This is a genomic window from Hyphomicrobium album (assembly GCF_009708035.1).
GTDB classification, from domain to species: domain Bacteria; phylum Pseudomonadota; class Alphaproteobacteria; order Rhizobiales; family Hyphomicrobiaceae; genus Hyphomicrobium_A; species Hyphomicrobium_A album.
This window is the reverse complement of record NZ_WMBQ01000003.1, coordinates 62,481-82,221: the sequence shown is the minus strand read 5'-3', so window position 1 is coordinate 82,221 and position 19,741 is coordinate 62,481. Positions and strand designations below refer to the sequence as shown.

The following is a 19,741-nucleotide window of genomic DNA, read 5'->3' as shown; positions in this document are numbered from 1 at the left end:
TCTGACAACATGTCTCGGGTCTCCAACAGGTGGAGACCTCAGCGTGCGGGTCAATCATTGCGCCATTACGTTCAATTAGGTCTGAACATTGCTGCGCGACGGGATTTCATGTCGGAACGTTTCTGTGGGTGGCGCCACCAAGGTATTGGTTCAATTTTCTTTTCTTCAGCGGTGGCAAAGAAAGGCTCGGATCCTCGGCTCCACCAATTCCTTCAGTCACTCGCGCACCAATCCCGCCGTTCGCGCCGGGTCCGCTTCGCGCGTGTGCACACGGCGCAATCAGGCGTAGGCCACCCAGCCGCGCCAGGTGAAGGCGGCGTAGAAGAGAGTTACCTCTGAGAAGCCCGCCTCCCGCAGAAGCTCTTCATCGCGTTCCGGGCTCAACAGGTTGAGATGCGCCTCGACGGCGGCGCGCATTTTCTCGACCTGCTCGCGATCGGCACCAGCCCCTAAGGCGAAGGCGGCGTAGCGCGACAGCCAAAGCGCGCGCGCTCCCTCGTGCTGCGGAAAGCTGGAGTGTGCCGCCACGAACGGCGCGCCGGGTTTTAGGCGGCGCCTAATCTCACGCGCGGTGCGCAGGCGCTCGTCGCAGTCGAGGAAATGCAGAGTGAGCAGGCAGGCGGCTGCATCGAATGGGCCCTCCGGTGCATCGTCGATGTAGCCCTCATGCAGGCGCACACGTTCAGCGCGGGACCCGAGCGTCCGGCTCGCTTGCTTCAGCATCTCCGCCGCCGGATCGACGCCGTCGAAAGTCCAACGCGGTTGGGCGTCGGCAAACGCCTTCAGCTCCAGTCCGCCGCCCGCCCCCAGGACGAGCACCCGGGCATCGTCGGGAGCTCGCTCCGCCAGAAGCAGCGCGGCCATTCGGTGCAAGTCGGCGAAGCCCGGCACGAACCGCGGCGGACCTTCGGCATAGCGCGCAACGGCTTCCGGGTCCGAGAAGGGCGCCAGCAGCTCGCTCATGGTCCAATCCCAGAAGTGCTGCGGGGAAGAGGCAACGTCTCACTTCGCATGCACGGTCTCCAGTTGGTGCGATCCGCCACGGCGCTTCAGACGCCGGTGGAAGTCGGCGCTCAGCTTTGCCAGCGTCACCTCACCCAGCCGCGCCAGCAGCAATTTCTCTGCGTCGCGGAATGCATGGTTGAGGGCGGCATTGACGGCTTGCTCGACGAGGCAGTCGGGTGCCTCCGTCCGGTTGGCCAGCGCGATGGGCGAGGGATGCCCGATAGCCGCATGGATGTCGCGCAGCGTTACCTTCGAGAAATCGCAGGCGATGCGCCACCCGCCGCCGTGCCCCTTTTCCGACTCGACGAATCCATGCTCGCGCAGGCCAGCCATGATGCGGCGAATGACGACCGGGTTGGTCTGCATCGCCTTGGCCAGAACTTCCGACGTCATGGCGCCGTCGTGCTCCGCCATGTGTAGCAGCACGTGCAACACGCCCGATAAACGGCTGTCTCGTCTCATGTAACTATTTATGTTACATGGCGGACGGATGTGTCAATGGGCGTCGTCGTCGTCTGGCACGCGCGAGTGCCGGTCACGGCAGCGGACCGGTCCGGAACAACGTGACCCACAGCCCGCCATGCGACACCGGCGCGGCAGTCAGCGAGAAGGGCAGGCCGGTTGCCTGCGCGAGCTGCGCCTCGTTGGTGATGAGGCCCACACGCCAGCCCGAAAAGCGCGTCAACAAAGTGTGCCCGAGCGCGCGGTAGAGAGCGCGCAACCGCCCCTTATCGCCGATGCGGTCGCCGTAAGGCGGGTTGATGATGACGATGCCGGGCGGTCCGTCCGGCCGGACGAGGTCCTCCACCGCGCGCTCTTCGAACGTGGTGAAGCCCGTCACGCCGGCGCGCTCGGCGTTGGCGCGGCTCATGCGGACGGCGCCGGCGTCGAGATCGCTGCCATAGAACCGTACCGACGGCGTCGTGGCGACTGCGCACGCGCGCATACGCTCCCATGCCGCAGCGTCGAAGGTTGCCAGTTGCTCGAACGCGAAGTGGCGGGCGCGGCCCGGCTGCAGGCCCGCGGCTATCTCCGCCGCCTCGATGACGAACGTCCCTGATCCGCACATCGGATCGACGACGGGTTCGATGCCGTCGAATCCGCACTGGCGGAGGAACAGCGACGCCATCGTCTCGCGCATCGGCGCCTTGGCAACGGCCTGCTTGTGGCCGCGCTTGTGCAGCAGCTCGCCGGAGGTATCGACCGCAACGGTGCAGACGTCGTTCTCGATGCGCGCCTTGATGCAGATCTCGGCCTCGGCGGACATCGGCGCGCCGAGCTCCTCCGTGATCGCCCGCTCGATACGCTGTGCCGCGGCGCCCGAGTGGTAGATCTTCGAGCTCTTGCAGGCTACGTCGACGCGAAACGGCACATCGCGACGGAGCACGTTGCCCCAGGGAACGTGGCGCGCCCGCCTGTCGAGCTGAGCGAGGTGTTGGGTGCGGAACGTGTCGATGCGCGCGAGCACGCGGCTGGCGCCGCGGATCTCGAGGTTCGCCCGCCAGACCTCCGGCCAGCCGCCCTTGACGGTGACGCCGCCGGGGATCGACTTGGCCTTGAAGCCCTTGGCCCGCGCCTCGGCACAAAGGGGGCCCTCCAAGCCAGGATTGGCCACGAGAAAAATTTCGAAATCGCCGGCTGCCGTCATCCGGCCTGCATATCGCGAACTCGCGGCCTGTTCGACATGTTTCGCCGCCGCGGTTTGCCACCCCAAAAAGACTGGCGTCGCTTGAAGGTCCGCATCGGCGGTCCTCAAGCGACGCCCGGAATGGTTGTCATGAGGTCGCGTTAGCGGCAGCCCCAGGAACCGTACACCGAATCCGAGATGGAGTGGCAGTCGTCGGCGTTGCCGCCGGCATAGGCGCTCGCCGCGCCGCCAACCAAAGCCACCACGAGCATGAGACCAGCAAGGACTTTCATGTGCGTTCTCCTAGAACGAGATCTTGCCCGGCACCATTGCCAGGCATGACCGCATGTCGCCTTGGCTCCCTCGCCGAATAAGCCGGAGCTTGCCCAACGGCATGTTTGCGCCGTGCGAACAATGCGGCGACAGCAGTGCATTCTGGCGCCCGCGATTCCGCATGCTGGATGGCGGGGCGATTTGCTAGGATTGGTCGGATTGCAGCGGCGCGCCGTTAAACAATCGCGCCGGTCCGGAGATTTCGATGCGTTTCTTTTGCCGCGGCGCGCTGGCGTCCGTCCTGTTGACCGTGACCCACTGCGCCGCATCGGCCGCACCCGATTACATAGAAGCAGAGTCCGGCGAACTGGCCTCCGCTTATGGAGAGAAAGTGGCCGAGCGAGCATTCTCCGACGAATTGACCGACACGCGCGCCGAAATGATCAAGGCGAGCCTCACCCCCGAGCAGGGTTGCGGGGACGAGCCGCAATTTGTCCTGCGTGACGTCTATCCCTACCAGGTCGACCCGCGCGACGTGATGTGGATTGAGCGCTATCGCGTCGACTGCGAGAAGGAACAGCACCGCGCCATCCTCATGCTGCTCAACAAGGACGGGAAGTTCCAAGCCGTGCCGATGGCGCCGGGAACTACGCTCACCGATCCGCAGCTGCAGATCGATGCCGGGAACATAGTGCGGACGGCGGCGCTCACCCGCGGTGATGGAAATTGCTCGGAGTCGCGCGTCGTCGACACGGAAGTGGCCGAGAAGCCCGAAGCGGCAGGCAAACCCTGGAAAGAGAATTGGTCGGTCTTAGCTTGCGGGACCATCCACGATCTCGAGGTCGCGTTCACGCCGTCGGAGGCCGGCGGCACGAACATCGCCGTGGTGGCCAACCCCAACGAGTAACCGTCGGCAGCGCAGGGTGTACGCAAGCGACAAAGCCGCTAGAGTGGCCCTGGGACAGTTGCGTGCGGAGGGCGTTATGGCAGCCGATGTCGAGGCGGTGATCGCGGCGTTGCGCGTCGCGTTGGACGAGGCCCAAAAGAGTGACGAGACCTATTGGAAGTCCGAGGCCGCCAATCGCTGGATCGGGCTGCTGCCGGGCGCCTGGAGTGGCCGTTGGCGTAGGCTGAAGCTGCATGCAGATGCTTCCGGTGACGTCTACCGCGAGGCGTTCGTGGGACACGTACGGGCCGCGCTCGCCTTCCTGGAAGCCAGCCGTACCCAGATTGCTCCGTCGCGCAAATGGTGGCCCATGCGCCACCGCGGCGGCGCCACCCAGACGGCGGCCAAATCCGACCCTCAGGCCGGCACCTCAGCCCGGCCGGTGAATCTGCTGCGTATCCGCAAGCCCATGCCAGGCCTCCACTAGGCCGCGGGCAGGCACGGAAGCTTGCAAAGCGACGTTGGATGACGCGTTGTTCTTTAAGGAACAGTGCGGACGATGGCGGTTGTCCAACCTCCCAAACCCGGTCCACTGCCGTAACCCATGAGCCGCCACCAACGTAGACAGGACGACCCGAACCACCTGGCACGCCGGAGCGAGGGAAGCATGCCGCATGCCGCCACGCCGCTGCGCCGGGAGGTCGCCTTCCTGAGCGACGGCGTGACGTGCCGCGCCTGGCTCTACGAGCCCGCGGCCGACGTGGCGCGGCCGGCGCCGTGCATCGTCATGGCGCATGGGCTGGGCGGAACGCGCGACGCCTCTCTGCCGCCCTACGCCGAGCGGTTTGTCGCCGCCGGCTATTGCGTGCTGCTGTTCGACTACCGCCATCTCGGCGACAGCGACGGCGAGCCGCGCCAGCTCATTTCCATGGAGCAGCAGCTTGCCGACTGGCGCGCCGCCATTGGCTTTGCGCGAACCACGCCCGGTATCGATGCCGAGCGCATCGGCCTGTGGGGCTGTTCGCTGGCCGGCGGCCACGTGCTCGTCGTCGCCGCGCGCGACAAACGCATCGCCGCCATCTCGGCGCAGTGCCCGATGCTCGACGGCGCCGCCAGCGCGCGTATTGCGGTCGGGCAAGCCGGGCTCGCGATGTCGGTGCGCATGGCCGGTGCGGCGCTGCTCGATGTGGCGCGCGCGTGCATCGGGAAGGCCCCCCACTACGTGCCGCTTGCCGCGCCGCCGGGCGAACTCGCGGCGATGGCAACCGAGGATGCCTATGCGGGGTGCATGGCCATCGTGCCACCGGGTTGGCGCAACGAGGTCGCGGCGCGGCTGTTCTTCACACTGCCGCTCTACCGTCCGTCGCGTTACGCCCGCGACGTCACTTGCCCCACGCTGCTGATCGCCTGCGCGCACGACACCGTCGCGTCAACCAGGGCGGTGGTGGAGACGGGCGCACGCATGGGCCGTCGCGCGCAACTCATCATGCTGCCCATCGGCCACTTCGACATCTACCTTGGCAAATGGTTCGAAAAATCCAGCAGCGAGCAACTGGCGTTCTTCAGCAACGCCTTTGCAGTGCCCGGCACAGTTGTTAAGGCCCGATAATCAACGTTGTTTGTCACGAGTGCCAGCCCATGCATGCCTTGTTTGCAGGGCCGCCATGCCTACCTCTAGGGCAGGCAATGTCCTGCCGCCGCGCCCCGGCCGATAACCGACCGCCGCACGGTTTGGAAACGCCTCGAGCCAGCAGACGCTAAGAGGCCGCCAGCAATTAGAGACGTTTCCTCACGGTCCCTGAATACGGAGGAAAGCTTTCATGGCAAAGGTACTTTGCGTTCTCTACGACGATCCCGTCGACGGCTACCCTAAAGAGTACGCGCGCGACGACATTCCCAAGATCACCAAGTATCCCGACGGCCAGACGACGCCGACCCCAAAGGCCGTCGACTTCAAGCCGGGTGAGCTGCTCGGCAGCGTCTCGGGCGAGCTCGGCCTCCGCAAGTTTCTGGAAAGCCAGGGCCATACGCTCGTCGTCACCTCCGACAAGGACGGGCCGAATTCAGCGTTCGAAAAGGAACTTCCCGACGCTGAGATCGTGATCTCGCAGCCGTTCTGGCCCGCGTACATGACCAAGGAGCGCTTCGATAAGGCCAAGAAGCTGAAGCTGATCATCACCGCCGGCATCGGCTCCGACCACACCGACCTGCAGGCCGCCATGGACAAGGGAGTCACGGTCGCGGAGGTGACCTACTGCAATTCGATCAGCGTTTCTGAGCACATCGTCATGATGATCCTGGCGCTCGTGCGCAACTATATCCCGTCGTACGGATGGGTCATCAAGGGCGGCTGGAACATCGCCGACTGCGTCGAGCGCTCCTACGACCTCGAAGGCATGAATATCGGCACTGTAGCAGCTGGCCGCATCGGCCTTGCTGCGCTGCGGCGCTTGAAGCCATTCGACGTCAAGCTGCACTACTACGACAAGCACCGCCTGCCCAACGAGGTTGAGCAGGAGCTTGGCCTCACATTCCATCCCAACGTCGAATCGCTGGTGAAGGTCTGCGACGTGGTGACCATCAATACGCCGCTGCATCCCGAGACCGAGAACCTATTCGACGACAAGCTCATCGCCAAGATGAAGCGCGGCTCGTATATCGTAAACACGGCGCGCGGCAAGATCGTCGATCGCGACGCGGTGGTGCGGGCGCTGGAAAGCGGACAGCTCGCAGGCTACGCGGGCGACGTCTGGTTCCCGCAGCCGGCTCCCAAGGACCACCCGTGGCGCACCATGCCGCATCACGGCATGACCCCGCACATCTCGGGCTCCTCGCTCTCGGCGCAGGCCCGCTACGCGGCGGGCACGCGCGAAATCCTCGAAAGCTATTTCGCCAACAAGCCGATCCGCACCGAGTATCTCATCGTCGACAAGGGCAAGCTCGCGGGCGCGGGCGCGCACTCCTATACCGCCGGCGATGCGACCAAGGGCTCCGAAGACGCGGCGCGCTTCAAGAAGAGCGCCTAGCGTAAGCTTACGCGGCCGGACCTTCGCGGTCCGGCCGCTTTTTTATGCGGCGAGAAACGGGCTCATGTCCTGCGGCGTCGCCCGCACGCCGGTAAGCGGGGCGGCGTCGAATGCGAGACCATAGTCCTGCTGCATGTGGATGAGCGTGCGTTCGGCGAGCGCCGTGATCGTCAGAAGCGGATTGACGCCGAGCGAGCGCGGCATCATCGCGCCGTCGACGACGTAGAGCCCCGTGTGCACGGCGGTCGAGCCTTGCCCCACAGAGGCGTCGAACACCTGCCCCTTGTGGTTGATAGCCCCCTCACTGCGCTCGCTCCCCATACCGGCGCCGCCGAGCGGATGCGCCGTCGCCGGCTGATGGCCCATGACCGTGCCGGCCAGAGGATTCTTCACGTACGAGCCGCCCGCCTCGTTGACGACCGACGACAGGATCGCGTCGAGGCGCGCGTACACGGGCTCGTCCTTCGCCGTCGGCCACACGAGCGACAGGCGGTCGTCATCGAGCACGAAGCGCCCAGACGCACTGTCGTGGGAGACCGCGAAGAACGTTTGCAGCTTGGCGAACGGGCCTTTGTAGACGCCGCTGATCAGGCTCTGCAGGGCGCCGAGCAGCCGCCCGTTGGGGATGAACAGAACAGGCAGCACCGGCGCCAGTGCCGACGGCAGCACGCCCTCTTGCACGCGCAGCTCGTTCGCCAGCGTGATCGCGTCGTCGATCTCGAGCTGGCCGGTGACCGCGGCGCCGACCTCGGCACCTTCGATCTTCGCCGGAAAACCGACGCCGACGGCATTCACCGGTGCGCGCGCGCCGTAGCCGAAGGCGATGATGTCGCCGTTGGCCGAGAAGCGTTCGCCGACGCGATCGGAAAGCGCGAGGCCGTTGGCGCGGGAGCGCAGCAGGATTTCCGTTGTCCCTAGGGTGCCGGCGCCGAGCACGACCATGGACGTTCGCAGCACGCGATCACCGCCCGCGCCGTCCAGCCGGCGAACGTGCACCTCCCACTCTCCGTCGCGGGCCTTGGCGAGGTACCGGACGCCGGCGTGCGTAAACAGCTCGGCGCCATGCCGCGCGGCGTCGGGGAGATAGGTCATCGCCACGGAATTCTTGGCGCCGACATTGCATCCGGCGCAGCAATCCCCGCACCGCGTGCAGCCAGGCTGCTCGATGCCCACGACGTTGGTGTTGGGCTCGAAGCTGACCGTGATAGTCGGCGCGACCATGCCGTAGCCGAGCGCCTCGCCTGCCGCTTCCAGCGTGCGGTACTTGGAAAAGTCGCCGGCGCGCGGGTCGCTCTGCGGATTGAGCCATTGGCGGGCGCGGCGAAAGCCCTCCTCGAGCAGCCCGTCCTGAACGATCTGGCCGGGCCAACGCTCATCCGCGAACACGCGCGCGTCGGGTCGCAACGCCACCCCCGCATTGATCAGGGAGCCGCCGCCAAGCCCGCAGCCGACGAGCACGTGCATGTCATCGCCGAGCCGCACGTCGTACAGCGCCGACGACGGTCCTGTGCGCAAGCGCTTGCCGCTCACCTGCATCTCGTTCTTCAGATCGGGAAAGCGGGCGGGAAACTGGCCAGGAAGCACCTCACGGCCGCGCTCGAGCACCGCCACCGACTTGCCCGCGCGCGCCAACCGCGAGGCGGCGACACCGCCGCCATAGCCGGAGCCCACTACGATTACGTCGTAGCGGTCGCGAACATGCTCGAGCGAGCGCGATAGTCCGGTCATTTCCTGGGCCCTGCTCCCGGCCACACGGCCGGCATCACTGCAGCTACTGACTAACTGGCAACCTCAGCAAACGTAGCAATATTAGCCACCGACTCCTTGGCTCATCTATCTTTACAGCAATCGCTAGCTCAGCATCGGCGTCGCCTGATTTGTGATATGCATCCGCGATCGCTTGCAAGGCGATATTGCGGGGGCTCCGCAGGACATCTCTCGGCTCGACCTCAAGTTCCTTCAGCAACATCAGCGCTGCTTCCGTCTGTCCCGATTGGGCCAGAGCATCAATAGAGCACCTTAAAAAGATGGCGCGCGGCCCTGGAGCCAAAGCTGGAAGAGCTTTTCGGGCAACGGCCAAACGCGACATTAGCTCCTCGTGTGTCGGAGCCGTTTTATCGCCATCGCCCATCATTATCGCCAGCGTCAACGCGCTCCAGGCTGGCTGATCGACAGTTAGGGCACCCGCCTCGTCGTATTCGCGGCAAGTTTCCACTCCGTCTCCCATCATCACCTTGGCACGCGCCACCGATCCATTTGAGGCAAATCGCCTGTCCGGCATTGTGGCCTTCAGCACATCGTAAGGGATGCGCGCCAAGTCCAACATCTCGGCCTCTAAGAGAAACATTGTTATGCTTGCCAAGTAGTCGAGATATTGGGCGTCACCTTCTTTCCCCTTTTCAACACACGCCATCGCCGCCGGGAGCACTTTAGCGATGGTGGCCTCATCCTTTTGGGGCGGCACTTCTCTTATTAGCCCCTGGGCTGATGCCTCCCTTATTAGCTCGATATAGTACTGCCTTTGCCCCCCATGCGGAGGAGACGGTAGCAACGCGAGAGCATCCTGGTACGAATGCTGCTTTACAAGAAATGAGAATAGCGCTTGACGTCGCCTCTCTTTCTCCCAACTCCGCGACGAATCCTCCGATACTGACTTATCGATCATATTGGCCGCGCGCAAAGTCAAGTCACGGGCAGCGGCTAATTCCCGTCGCTCGATCAAACGGGAAGCCTCTCTCAGCAGGTCGTCGAAGTTGTCCGGCTGCAGTGGCGGATCAAGTTCGCGCGCCAGCTCCATTTGTCCAGAGCGGGCAAAATAGCTCGCTAGCCCATCGAGGGTGTGGCGGATCTCAACATCAGGAAGATTATCGTTTGCAAACGCTATCGCAGCGGCCGGGCCGCTGCATCGAGCGATTGCCTTTACCGAAGGCAGTGCAGGACCAAAGTATTGCTTTCCCCGTTCCGCGGTAAACGCTTTGGAGACGCCTTCGAGCCTTCTCGCAAGCGATTGCCCCATACGTCTTTTATCTTGCTGATCCGCAGCACAGAGCTTCTGGGCAATCGCCGCCCAAATTGTCGCTTTTTGGTTCTCTTTCGAAACGTGACTGGCCGCTCTTTCTGCACCGGCTAGATCGTCATGATCCACTCGCGCCATGCCAAGGTCGTGCCGAAAATCATGCTGATATTTGTCGTCTTGCTGCAACACGAAATGTTCGGCTGCTTCGTCCTCCCCGGCCTCGACGAGCTGTCTCACCAATCCACGACCGTAGACGGCATACGGCTCCCCGAATTCAACGCGGGTAAGTAGAGGGCGAACCTTTTCCAGAACTCCCGGGACGCGATCCGCGCGGCCGACCTCTTTAAGGACCTGGGCTAGCTCCAGGAGCATGTTCGCTTGGGCAAATCGCCCGGTCGCCGCCTCGGCTGTAGACGTGGCCGCCTCGATCGCCGCGGTCTGACTCTCCGCAGACCAACGGAACGGTTTCGCCTCCGCCTGGAAAAGCGGCAATAAACTGACGAGGCCGATGAGCAACGTAGGGCCGATGGCCGTGCAAAATGTTTCGCGTGTCTTGCGGATCACCCTCATACGCCCCCCGGCTTCTTGAGAACCGCGCCCTTCCCATCGCTCTAATCAATTAGCGTCGGCGCCGCTACCACGCCGGGCCCCGTTCCTTATCCCCGCCGCTTTAATTCCGCCGGATTTGAGCATTTAGTGCACCCGACGCCACGTGTCCGGGCTCGCTGAGACCCGGCTGGCGCGCTCCGCTCTGCGGTCGCGTGTTCCGCGTCATACGAACCGAGGTTGTAGCTCAGTGGCAGAGCATCCGGATATCCGGGAGGTCGGGGGTTCGATTCCCTTCAGCTTCACCAGCGGCTAGCTCAATTGGTTAGAGCACAAGACTTTTAATCTTGGGGTCGTGGGTTCAACTCCCACGTCGCACGTCCTTTCCAGGGACACCCGCTTCGGCGGGCTCAACAAAATGAGGAAGCCGGCCAGCTTCCCGGCCCGCGAGGGCAAGCGTCGTGGCGCTATGCGCCGGAGCGGATACCGCCCGGCCGCTAAGCCGGAGCCCGGGCACCGGCACTCTCGGCCCTCGGGCGGAAAGTGGACGCAACCCGGAGTGAAAGGCGGTGCGGCCAGGCTTAAGCTCCGGCCCGCGACTTGCGGCGTGGGTGGCCGGCCGGCAACCTTCAAGCTGATTGCGTGGAGTGCGTGATGCGAAAGTATGGATTTTGGTTCGATGTCGTCGTCAGGGACGACGAGCGCGGATTTTTGAGCCGTGACGGACGCTTCGTGCGGCTGCTGCCGCCGGGCCGTTTCACGTCATTCGATCCGGCTCACCAGCTCAGTGTCGAGGTGGTGAAAGTCGTGCGCGCCGAGATCGCCACGGAGCGCGCGCTGCTGATGCAGCGGACGCACCGGCCGGTAGCCGAACAGAATTTCGAGATCGTGCAGGCAGGTCCAACCGAGGTCGCCATCGTCTCTTTCGACGGCGAGCCCAAGCACCTCGTGCCGCCGAACACGACGCGCGCCTATTGGAAGGCGCTGACCAGCGTCGACGTCGAGCTGATCGACACCGAGAACGAGCTCCGCGTTGCCAAGCGCTACCTCGACAAGCTCGACCCGGCGCGCAGCGCCGGCGCCATCGCCTTCGCGGTTGTCGAGGCGCACGAGGCGGGCCTGCTGATGGTCGACGGCGAGCTGAAAGAGCGGCTGCCGCCGGGCCGGCATGCCTTCTGGCAGGTCGGGCGATCGGTGAAGATCACCAAGGTCGACCTGCGACCGCAACCGCTCGAGGTGACGGCGCAGGAGATCCTGACCAAGGACCGCGTCGGCATTCGCGTGACGCTGACCGCCTTCACCAAGGTAACCGACCCGGAGAAGGCGGCGCTGGCGACAGCCGACGTGTCGGCGACGCTCTACCGCCTCATCCAGTTCGCCATCCGCGAGGCGGTGGCGACGCGCACCTTGGACGAGATCCTCGCCGCTCGCGACACCATCGATCAGGAGGTGCGCGCGTTCGTCTCCGAGCGGGCGCGCGGGCTTGGCGCCGAAGTTGGCGAGATCGGCGTCAAAGATGTGATCCTCCCGGGCGACGTACGCGAGCTTCTGAACAAGGTGGTCGAGGCCGAGCGCGTGGCGAAGGCCAACCTCATTCGCCGGCAGGAGGAGACGGCGGCGACGCGGTCGCTGCTCAACACCTCCAAGCTGATGGAGGACAACCCGCTGCTGCTCCGCTTGAAGGAGCTCGAGGCGCTGGAGAAGCTGGTCGAGAAGGTCGGCCGCATCGATCTGCATGCCGGATCGGGCACCGGCGGATTCGAGGCGCTGCTGCAGAACCTCTACAGCCTCGGTCGCGCCAACAAGGACGGCAAGGACGAATAAGGCCGGCGCCGTGAGCGCCGGCCTCAAATACTCATTCCGCCGAAAGGCTCGATCAGTGCACCGGCAGCGGCGGCGCCGCGCCCGCTTGCTTGGCTGGCTCTGCCGGATACTTCTTGGCGACAGCCTTGGCCGGCGCCGCGACTTCACCCTGAAGCGCCTCGGCCATCAGGCTGCCGAGGCAGCCATAGCTGAAATCGTTGGGGTGGAACTGGTCGGCAGCAAGAAGCTGCTGCGGCGTGTATTGCGCGCTGGTGACGAGATTTTTCATGATCGCGAAGCGCTGCAGGATCGGGATGCGGCGCTGCTCGGCGATCTGGCGCATGGCGACGAGGAAGCGCGGGAAGTCGCGCACTTTTTCGGCCTTGGGGAAATACTGCATGTCGAGCAGAACGACGTCGATACCGGCGCGCTGCAATTCGTCGACGCCGGCAATGACCGTTTCGCGGAACTTGTCGACGGAGACGTAGCGCATCGCGTCGTTGACGCCCGTCTGCCAAATGACCAGCGTCGGCTTGCGCCCGATCACGTCCTTCTTGATCCGCCGCAGCATGTCCGTGGCGAGCTGGCCGCCGATGCCCAGGTTCTCGACGGTGATCTTGCTCTGCGGAAAGCGCTGCAGCAGTTCGGCCTGCAGTTTCACCGGGTAGCAGGCCTTGGGGCTCGACGCGCCGATGCCCTGCGTGCTCGACGAGCCGAGCGCCACGATGCGCACGGGCTCGCCCTTGGCCAGTGCCGCGGCGAATTTCGGAAGCGGAGCGTCAAAACGCACAAGCGCAGCCGGCGCTTGACAGCGCGGGCTGGCTTCTGCTGCTTGTGAAGATATCAGGACTAGGCCGGCGAGGCTTGCACACCCGAGCCGCGCCGCTCCGTGAAGAACCTTTGAACCGACTGTACGAAAACCCAATCCGTGCCGCGGTTGCGCTGTGCAAGAGCCCATGCCATCCCCAACAGAATCCCGATGCCGATGATGTTGACCAGGATCTGTAAGGCGAGTCCATAGCCGGCTTCAACAAGGACAACCCAACCAACGAAGGACAGAATAGTCCCGACGCTGAAGATTTCCAGTGAGTGCCGCCCCAAGCGCCCAATACCCGTGGCCCAAGCGCGAGTAAGCCATTGGGTTTGGGGCGACAGTAAGATCAGCGCCAGGTATCCGAGTGCGACAACGTGAAGGAGACGCCAGCCGGATAGATACGTTTTATCGACATTGCCGAGCATATCGGGCGAGAACAGACGCGCCTTCTCCAAGCCCGGGATCTGAGTCCACGGCGCGACGAAGAGGAAGGCAAACGCGACGTAGCCGAGCGCGAGCCACATCAGCGGACGCGACACGGGAAGCGGACCCTGGCGGCTGAAGTGCGCGGTCAGCGCGCCGATGGTGATCAAGAGCTGCCAAGCAAATGGATTGAACACCCACCCATTCGGATGGATGAGGCTCGGCAAGTTCATCGACAGGAGGTTGGCGGCAGCCCACAGGCCGACAGACAAGACGAGCGCCTGCCACGGATTGCGCTGGATGAGCCACAGCACGAACGGCACCCAGACCATCATCAGCACGACGTAGAGCGGCAGGATGTTGAGCGAGTTCGGCTGGTTGACGAGCAGCGCCGCCATCACGGTCGAGCGCGCCGGATCGAGCGAGAAAACGTGCACGCCGATGTTCTGGGCGTAGCTGAAGTTGCCGAAGTAGCTCGCGGCGGACGTCAGGCCGATACTGCAGATGACGATCAGCGCCAAGTGCCAAATGTATATGTCACGCACGCGGTCGAAGACGCGGTTCAAACCCGCCTTGAAGCCCTGTCCCTCGAATACGCGCGAGTAGGCGAGCACGGCGGAAAAGCCGGCGAGCAGGACGAAGACCTCTGCTGCATCGGAGAAGCCGAAGTTGCGTAGCGTGAACTTGGCGAGCACGTTGTCCGGAACGTGGTCGACAAAAATGAAAAGCAGGGCCAAGCCGCGAAAGAAATCGATTCGCAGATCGCGCTGTGCACCGGAGCTTGAGACGCTCGTCGGCATGGTTTTTTTCACCTGACCGCTAGCGAGATAAAAGGACGCCAAACGGGCGAGTTTGCACGTCCTGGCGGAGCGAACAACGCGACATGACAGTCGCGAGTTCCTGCATCGAATTGCGGCGTGATAGGGGCTTGGGCATGGGTTCGGTCTCGATTGCGCTGCCGGTGCGTCAGGAATCCGACTGCCTCTGGCGCATCCGCCACACACAAGCACCGGCCGCATGAACCGAACCTGAACCCGCTCGGATCAAAGCCCATACACCACGGCGCCGCCCGTCAGCCCGGCTCCGGCGGCGCACATCAAGATCCGTTGGCCGCGTGCAAACCGGTTGCTGCCGCCGGCCACGGAGAGGGTGAGAGGAATTGTTGCCGCCGAGCTGTTGCCGTATTCGGCAACCGAGGCGACGACCTTGTCGTCCGGCACACGCAGCTCGCGGGCGACTGCGGTGGTCATCCGCCCATTGGCTTGGTGCGGAACGAAATAGTCGACGTCCGCCATGCCTATCCCGGCCTTGTCGAGGGCCAGACGTGAGGCCGACGCCATCATATCGACGGCACGCGCGAACACCGCCCGGCCGTCGGGAATCGTCATCCACGTATCCTCGATCGGCAACTCGGGCGCGAATGGGCGCCGGCTCCCGCCCGCCGGAATACCGATGAGGCCGTAGCCGGAGCCGTCCGCCGCGAGCTTGGCACCCAGTACTCCGGTCCCTGGGGTCGCGGTCGGCGCAACGATCACCGCACCGGCCGCGTCGGCGAAGAGAATGCAGCTCGCCCGCTCGCTGGGATTGGTGCGGCGCGAAAGGATGTTGGCGGCCACGACCAGGACGGGCGCATCGTGGGTTCGTGCGAACCCATCGGCCAGCGTCAAGGCGTAGAGGAAGCCGGCGCAGGCCCCGGCCATATCGATGCCGCCCGAGTTGCTTAGACCTAGCCGATGCGCCAGCAGCGGCGCGGATGGCGGAAGCAGTTGATCGGGGGTGCTGGTCGCCAGCAGAGTGAGCGCGACGTCCTTGCGGTCGATGCCAGCCTGAACCAGAGCCATCTCGCTCGCCGGGACGGCCATGTCGGTCAGCGCCTCGCCGTCGGCGGCATAGCGGCGCTCCTCGATGCCCGTGCGCCGCTTGATCCACCCAGGCTCGAGGCCGAGGCGGGCTTCGATCTCGGCGTTGCCGACGCGCCGCTCGGGCACGTAGTGGCCGAAACCGACGATCGTCGAGCCGGCGCTCATGACGACCCGCCCGCCAACGCATCCGGCGCGTCTGCGATCGCGGCGTACACGAGGTCGAGGTCGGCCGAGCTGACGCAGTAAGGCGGCATCACATAGATCGTATTGCCGAGCGGCCGCAGCAGCACCTCGCGCTCGAGGAAGAAGCGCGCGAGCCGCGGGCCGACCCCGGCGAGGTAGCCGGCATCCGGCACCTGCAAATCGATCGCCGTGATCGTGCCGATCTGGCGCGCGCAGGCGAAACGGTCGTCGCCCGCAAGCGCAGACAGACGCTCGGTCTGCATGGCGGCGAGCGCCGCAAGTCGCTCGCCCATAGGCTCGGTTTGCCAGATGTCGAGATTGGCCACGGCAGCGGCGCAGGCGATGGGGTTCGCCGTGTAGGAGCTCGAATGGAAAAATGTCTTGGCCCGGTCGGTAGAGTGGTGTGCCTCGAAGATCGGCGAGGTGCACAGGGTCGCGGCCAAGGGGAGCGACCCGCCGGTGATCCCCTTCGCCGTGCATAAGATGTCGGGCGCGACCCCGGCCTTGCCGCACGCGAACGGCTCGCCGGTGCGCCCCCAGCCGGTCATCACTTCGTCGGCGATGAACAAGGCGCCATGCGCTTCCGCGACCCGCTTCAGCTCGCGCAGCACGTGCTCACTATAGATGCGCATGCCGCCGGCCCCGAGAATGAGCGGTTCGACGATCAGCGCAGCGACCGGCTCGGTGGCACAGGCGGCGTCGAAGGCGTCGATCGTTGCCTGCTCACGGCCCTCAGCGGGGAATGGGATGCGAGCCACGTCGAACAGCAGCGGCTCGTACGTGGCGCTGAACACGCCGCGCGCTCCGACCGACATGCCGCCAACGGTGTCGCCGTGGTAGCCGTACTCCAACGCCACGATGCGCTGGCGCGGAGCGCCAATGTTGCGGAAGTAGCCGAGCGCCATCTTCAACGCCACTTCCACCGAGGTCGATCCGCTGTCGGAATAGAACACGTGCGCAAGGCCCACCGGCACCATCTCGATGAGGCCGCGCGCCAGCATCTCCGCCGGGGCATGCGTAAAGCCGGCGAAGATCACCTGGTCGAGCCGCCGCGCCTGCTCCTCGATGGCCCCGACGATACGCGGATGACAGTGCCCGTGTGTCACCACCCACCACGACGATATGGCGTCGAGGATCAGGCCGCCGTCGCGCGTCTTTAGCCAAGCGCCGCGCGCGCCGCTGACCGGAACCATCTCCGGTTGCAAGGCATGCTGGGTGAAGGGATGCCAGATCGGGCTGGCGTTGCCGCTCGTCATGCCGTCACCGGCGCGAGGAAGTCGGCGACAAAGAAGTTGGCGGCGAAGGCGGAGCGCAACGTCTCGCTGTCGAGCGGATCGACGATCGGCAGGCGCCCGAGGCGATGCACGCCGCCCATCTCGGCAATCGTGCCCTCCGAATCTGCGTTCTCGTCGCCGACGAACGCGACGCCCAGCAGAGGAACGCTGCGCCGCCGAAGCGCTTCGATCGACAGGAGCGTGTGATTGATCGTGCCCAGGCGCGTCGCGGCCACGAGCACGACTGGCGCGCGCCAGCGCGCGAACAGCTCGATCTGCAGGTAGCTCCGGGTCAGCGGCACCAGCAAACCGCCGGCGCCTTCGATGACAACCGCACGCTCGTGGCTCAACGGGGCCCCGGCAAGCCCCTCGATGTCGAGGACGATGCCGTCGCGCTCGGCGGCAAGGTGCGGCGAGGCAGCCGTCGTCAGGCGGTATACCTCGGGGAGTATGCGTCCTGCGGGCAAGCCGGATAAACGCTGGACGAGATCGGAGTCGGTCTCGCCGTCGAGGCCGGCCTGAACCGGCTTCCAGTAGTAGCCGTCGAGCGCGCCGACCAAGGCGGCCGCGAAGATCGTCTTGCCAACGTCGGTGTCAGTCCCGGTGACGACGATTGCCGATCTCATGCGTCGAGCCTCTTCAGCTCCTCGGCGAGCGTCTTCGCCATCTCGGCGACCTGCGCCTCGTCGACGTTGAGCGTCAGCGACAGGCGCAGGCGCGCCGTACCTTCCGGCACCGTCGGGGGGCGCACGGCACGAATGTCAAATCCGCGTCCCTGCATGGCGGCGGCGAGGCGGGTCGCCCGCTCGTCGGCGCCGACAATCACTGGCTGTATATGCGTGCCGGACGCCTGCACGCCGCAGCTCTCCGCCAGACGCGCACCGGCGAAGGTGACGAGCGCACTGAGCTTCTCTCGCCGCGCCGCGTCGAAGCGGCAGATGATGAGTGCCGCGCGTACGATCGCTGCCATCAGCGGCGACGGCGCCGTCGCATAGATGAACGGCCGCGACCGGTTCACGACGTAGTCGCACAGCACCTGCGGGCCCGTGAGGAGTGCGCCCATGCTGCCGAGGCCCTTGCCGCACGTGTGCAAGGCGATGACGTTGCTACGGCCTTCCAGGTGTGCGCCGAGCCCGCGGCCCGCCGGGCCAAGGGCACCCGTCGCGTGGGCCTCGTCGATGACCAGCACGCCGCCATGCCGCTCGACGATGGCCGCGAGGTCGTCGAGCGGCGCGACGTCGCCATCCATGCTGTAGAGGCTTTCAACCGCGATCCACGGCGTGCCGGTGCCGCCCGCCACCCGCCAATCCTTGATGACGTCCTCGAATGACTGCGCCTCGTTGTGGCGCGCTTCGGCGCGCTCCGCCTTACCCATGCGCATGCCGTCGTGAACCGACGCGTGGATCAGCGCATCGTGGACGACGAGATCGCCACGCTGCGGCAGCGTCGAAAACAGCGCGACGTTGGCGATGAAGCCTCCGCCGAAGAACAATGCACTCTCGGCACCGAAGAACGCCGCCGCCTCGGATTCCAGCGCCTCGTGCTCGCGATGGTTGCCGCGCAAGAGCCGCGACGCGCCCGAGCCGATCGGCACGCCGCGCTCGAGGGCGGCACGTGCCGCATCCCTCAATTCGGACGAGGAAGCGAGCGCCAAGTAGTCGTTGGAGCTGAAGTCGACACCGGCGATCGGGGCAAGTGCCCGGCGGCGTCCGCGTCGCGTCAGCGCTTCGAGCGCGCGCTCATGACTCTTGTACATCATCCTGCTCGCACGAGCCGGTCTCGAGCTCGAGCGGCCTCAGGCCCAGCTTGTCGAAAAGCACGGCGTCGCTGTCCTCGCCGGGATTGTCGGCGGTGAGCAGCGTATCGCCGCAGAAGATCGAGTTGGCGCCAGCGAAGAAGCACAACGCCTGCGTCTCGTCGCTCATCTGCGTACGCCCGGCGGAGAGGCGCACGAAGGATTGCGGCATGAGAATGCGGGCAAGCGCGATGGTACGCACGAAGGCGATGCCGTCGATCTTCTCGACATTGGCGAGAGGCGTGCCCGGAATGGCGATCAGCATGTTGATGGGCACGCTCTCGGGGTGCTGCGGGAGGTTCGCCAGCGTGACCAACATGTCGACGCGGTCCTCGGGCTCCTCGCCCATGCCGACGATGCCGCCCGAGCAGACCTTGATGCCGGCTTCGCGCACGCGCTCCAGCGTCTGCAGGCGGTCAGCGAACGTGCGGGTGGTGATCACCTTGCTGTAGTAGCGCTCGGACGTATCGAGGTTATGGTTGTAGTAGTCGAGGCCGGCGTGCTTCAGCTTACCGACGTCGTCGTCGGACAGCATGCCGAGGGTCATGCACGTTTCCATGCCCATCGCCTTGACGCCTTCGACCATGGCGGCCAGCACATCCATGTCGCGGTCCTTGGGCGAGCGCCACGCGGCACCCATGCAGTAGCGGGTCGCACCCTGCTCCTTAGCCTTGCGGGCCTCGGCGAGCACCTTCTCCACCTCCATGAGCTTGCTGGCTTTGAGGCCCGATGCGTGGTGTGCCGACTGGCTGCAATACCCGCAATCTTCTGCACACCCGCCGGTCTTGATCGACAGAAGGCGGCTCATCTGCACGGAGTTGGGGTCGAAGTAGCGCCGGTGGATGGTCTGCGCCTTGAACAGCAGGTCGTTGAATGGCGCGTCGTAGAGGGCTTGGGCCTCTTCGCGGGTCCAGTCATGGCGCACCGAACGGTCAGCCGATTGGCTCGTGGCGCCCGACGGAGACGTCCGCAGTTCCAACATGTGAAGATTGCTCCCTCGCTGGGCGGGCCGTGCGCGCCGCTTCTGAGGGATGTTTGCACCGGGGCGGGCCGGCGCCGCAAGATCAATCGGCGTGGAGCGACAAGTGGTTGAGAAGGTGGCCCCGCCAGGAAGGGGAGGATCACCCGGCGGGGCTATCTGACCAGGGGCTTGCGAAGGGGGGCGACGCGTTCCTTGGTCAGGGCAATCGGATCCCGTAACAATTTAC

18 protein-coding genes and 2 tRNA genes are annotated in these 19,741 nt (G+C 65.1%); 7 read left to right on the top strand and 13 right to left on the bottom strand.

Going from position 1 to position 19,741, the window contains the following annotated elements; translation table 11 throughout:
• Nucleotides 1-279: 279 nt before the first annotated feature.
• The 4 genes from GIW81_RS18715 to GIW81_RS19295 form a co-directional block, all read right to left on the bottom strand.
• Nucleotides 280-963: a class I SAM-dependent methyltransferase gene (locus tag GIW81_RS18715; protein ID WP_154740936.1), complete on the bottom strand. Its 684-nt coding sequence runs from the start codon at nt 961-963 to the stop codon at nt 280-282.
• A 39-nt stretch (nt 964-1,002) separates the two neighbouring features.
• A complete protein-coding gene (locus GIW81_RS18710) occupies nt 1,003-1,467 on the bottom strand; it encodes an Rrf2 family transcriptional regulator (RefSeq protein WP_154740935.1) in 465 nt (154 codons plus the stop codon).
• Nucleotides 1,468-1,540: 73 nt separating this feature from the next.
• A complete protein-coding gene (locus tag GIW81_RS18705; protein ID WP_154740934.1) occupies nt 1,541-2,653 on the bottom strand; it encodes a THUMP domain-containing class I SAM-dependent RNA methyltransferase in 1,113 nt (370 codons plus the stop codon).
• Nucleotides 2,654-2,793: 140 nt separating this feature from the next.
• Nucleotides 2,794-2,925: a hypothetical protein gene (locus GIW81_RS19295; protein WP_267873871.1), complete on the bottom strand. Its 132-nt coding sequence runs from the start codon at nt 2,923-2,925 to the stop codon at nt 2,794-2,796.
• Nucleotides 2,926-3,170: 245 nt separating this feature from the next.
• On the opposite strand from GIW81_RS19295, the gene GIW81_RS18700 reads away from it, so the two are divergent.
• The 4 genes from GIW81_RS18700 to GIW81_RS18685 all read left to right on the top strand — a co-directional run bounded on the left by GIW81_RS18700 (nt 3,171) and on the right by GIW81_RS18685 (nt 6,817).
• Nucleotides 3,171-3,812 (top strand): hypothetical protein, encoded by a 642-nt coding sequence (locus tag GIW81_RS18700; protein ID WP_154740933.1) that lies wholly within the window; start codon nt 3,171-3,173, stop codon nt 3,810-3,812.
• 76 nt (nt 3,813-3,888) lie between these two features.
• Entirely contained in the window at nt 3,889-4,278 is a 390-nt protein-coding gene (locus tag GIW81_RS18695) for a hypothetical protein (RefSeq protein WP_154740932.1), read from the top strand.
• A 180-nt stretch (nt 4,279-4,458) separates the two neighbouring features.
• Nucleotides 4,459-5,400 (top strand): alpha/beta hydrolase, encoded by a 942-nt coding sequence (locus tag GIW81_RS18690; protein ID WP_154740931.1) that lies wholly within the window; start codon nt 4,459-4,461, stop codon nt 5,398-5,400.
• 211 nt (nt 5,401-5,611) lie between these two features.
• On the top strand, nt 5,612-6,817 hold the full coding sequence (locus GIW81_RS18685; protein ID WP_154740930.1) for an NAD-dependent formate dehydrogenase: 1,206 nt from the start codon (nt 5,612-5,614) through the stop codon (nt 6,815-6,817).
• Nucleotides 6,818-6,859: 42 nt separating this feature from the next.
• Here the strand turns inward: GIW81_RS18685 and GIW81_RS18680 are convergent, their stop codons facing one another.
• Nucleotides 6,860-8,545 (bottom strand): GMC family oxidoreductase N-terminal domain-containing protein, encoded by a 1,686-nt coding sequence (locus GIW81_RS18680; RefSeq protein ID WP_154740929.1) that lies wholly within the window; start codon nt 8,543-8,545, stop codon nt 6,860-6,862.
• Nucleotides 8,546-8,588: 43 nt separating this feature from the next.
• Nucleotides 8,589-10,397 carry a hypothetical protein gene (locus tag GIW81_RS18675; protein ID WP_154740928.1) on the bottom strand — a complete coding sequence of 603 codons (1,809 nt, stop codon included), beginning with the start codon at nt 10,395-10,397 and terminating at the stop codon, nt 8,589-8,591.
• Between the two features lie 218 nt (nt 10,398-10,615).
• Between GIW81_RS18675 and GIW81_RS18670 the strand changes: the two genes are divergently transcribed.
• The 3 genes from GIW81_RS18670 to GIW81_RS18660 all read left to right on the top strand — a co-directional run bounded on the left by GIW81_RS18670 (nt 10,616) and on the right by GIW81_RS18660 (nt 12,203).
• Nucleotides 10,616-10,687: transfer RNA gene (locus tag GIW81_RS18670), tRNA-OTHER, on the top strand.
• Nucleotides 10,688-10,757 (top strand) — tRNA-Lys (locus tag GIW81_RS18665).
• 276 nt (nt 10,758-11,033) lie between these two features.
• On the top strand, nt 11,034-12,203 hold the full coding sequence (locus GIW81_RS18660) for a slipin family protein (RefSeq protein WP_154740927.1): 1,170 nt from the start codon (nt 11,034-11,036) through the stop codon (nt 12,201-12,203).
• A 52-nt stretch (nt 12,204-12,255) separates the two neighbouring features.
• Here GIW81_RS18660 and GIW81_RS18655 read toward each other — a convergent pair whose 3' ends face one another.
• The 7 genes from GIW81_RS18655 to bioB form a co-directional block, all read right to left on the bottom strand.
• Nucleotides 12,256-13,140 carry an SGNH/GDSL hydrolase family protein gene (locus GIW81_RS18655; protein ID WP_154740926.1) on the bottom strand — a complete coding sequence of 295 codons (885 nt, stop codon included), beginning with the start codon at nt 13,138-13,140 and terminating at the stop codon, nt 12,256-12,258.
• Nucleotides 13,032-14,219, bottom strand: a complete 1,188-nt coding sequence (locus GIW81_RS18650) for an OpgC family protein (RefSeq protein ID WP_210251971.1) — start codon at nt 14,217-14,219, stop codon at nt 13,032-13,034. Before GIW81_RS18650 ends, GIW81_RS18655 begins: the two co-directional genes overlap by 109 nt.
• A gap of 243 nt (nt 14,220-14,462) precedes the next feature.
• On the bottom strand, nt 14,463-15,446 hold the full coding sequence (locus GIW81_RS18645; protein ID WP_154740924.1) for a beta-ketoacyl-ACP synthase III: 984 nt from the start codon (nt 15,444-15,446) through the stop codon (nt 14,463-14,465).
• Complete coding sequence (locus tag GIW81_RS18640) at nt 15,443-16,720, bottom strand: adenosylmethionine--8-amino-7-oxononanoate transaminase (protein WP_154740923.1); 1,278 nt, start codon at nt 16,718-16,720, stop codon at nt 15,443-15,445. The genes GIW81_RS18645 and GIW81_RS18640 overlap by 4 nt, the downstream gene beginning before the upstream one ends.
• Complete coding sequence (bioD, locus tag GIW81_RS18635) at nt 16,717-17,364, bottom strand: dethiobiotin synthase (protein WP_154740922.1); 648 nt, start codon at nt 17,362-17,364, stop codon at nt 16,717-16,719. Before bioD ends, GIW81_RS18640 begins: the two co-directional genes overlap by 4 nt.
• Entirely contained in the window at nt 17,361-18,494 is a 1,134-nt protein-coding gene (locus GIW81_RS18630; protein ID WP_154740921.1) for an 8-amino-7-oxononanoate synthase, read from the bottom strand. The genes bioD and GIW81_RS18630 overlap by 4 nt, the downstream gene beginning before the upstream one ends.
• Nucleotides 18,478-19,515 (bottom strand): biotin synthase BioB, encoded by a 1,038-nt coding sequence (gene bioB, locus GIW81_RS18625; RefSeq protein ID WP_154740920.1) that lies wholly within the window; start codon nt 19,513-19,515, stop codon nt 18,478-18,480. Before bioB ends, GIW81_RS18630 begins: the two co-directional genes overlap by 17 nt.
• Nucleotides 19,516-19,741: the final 226 nt, after the last annotated feature.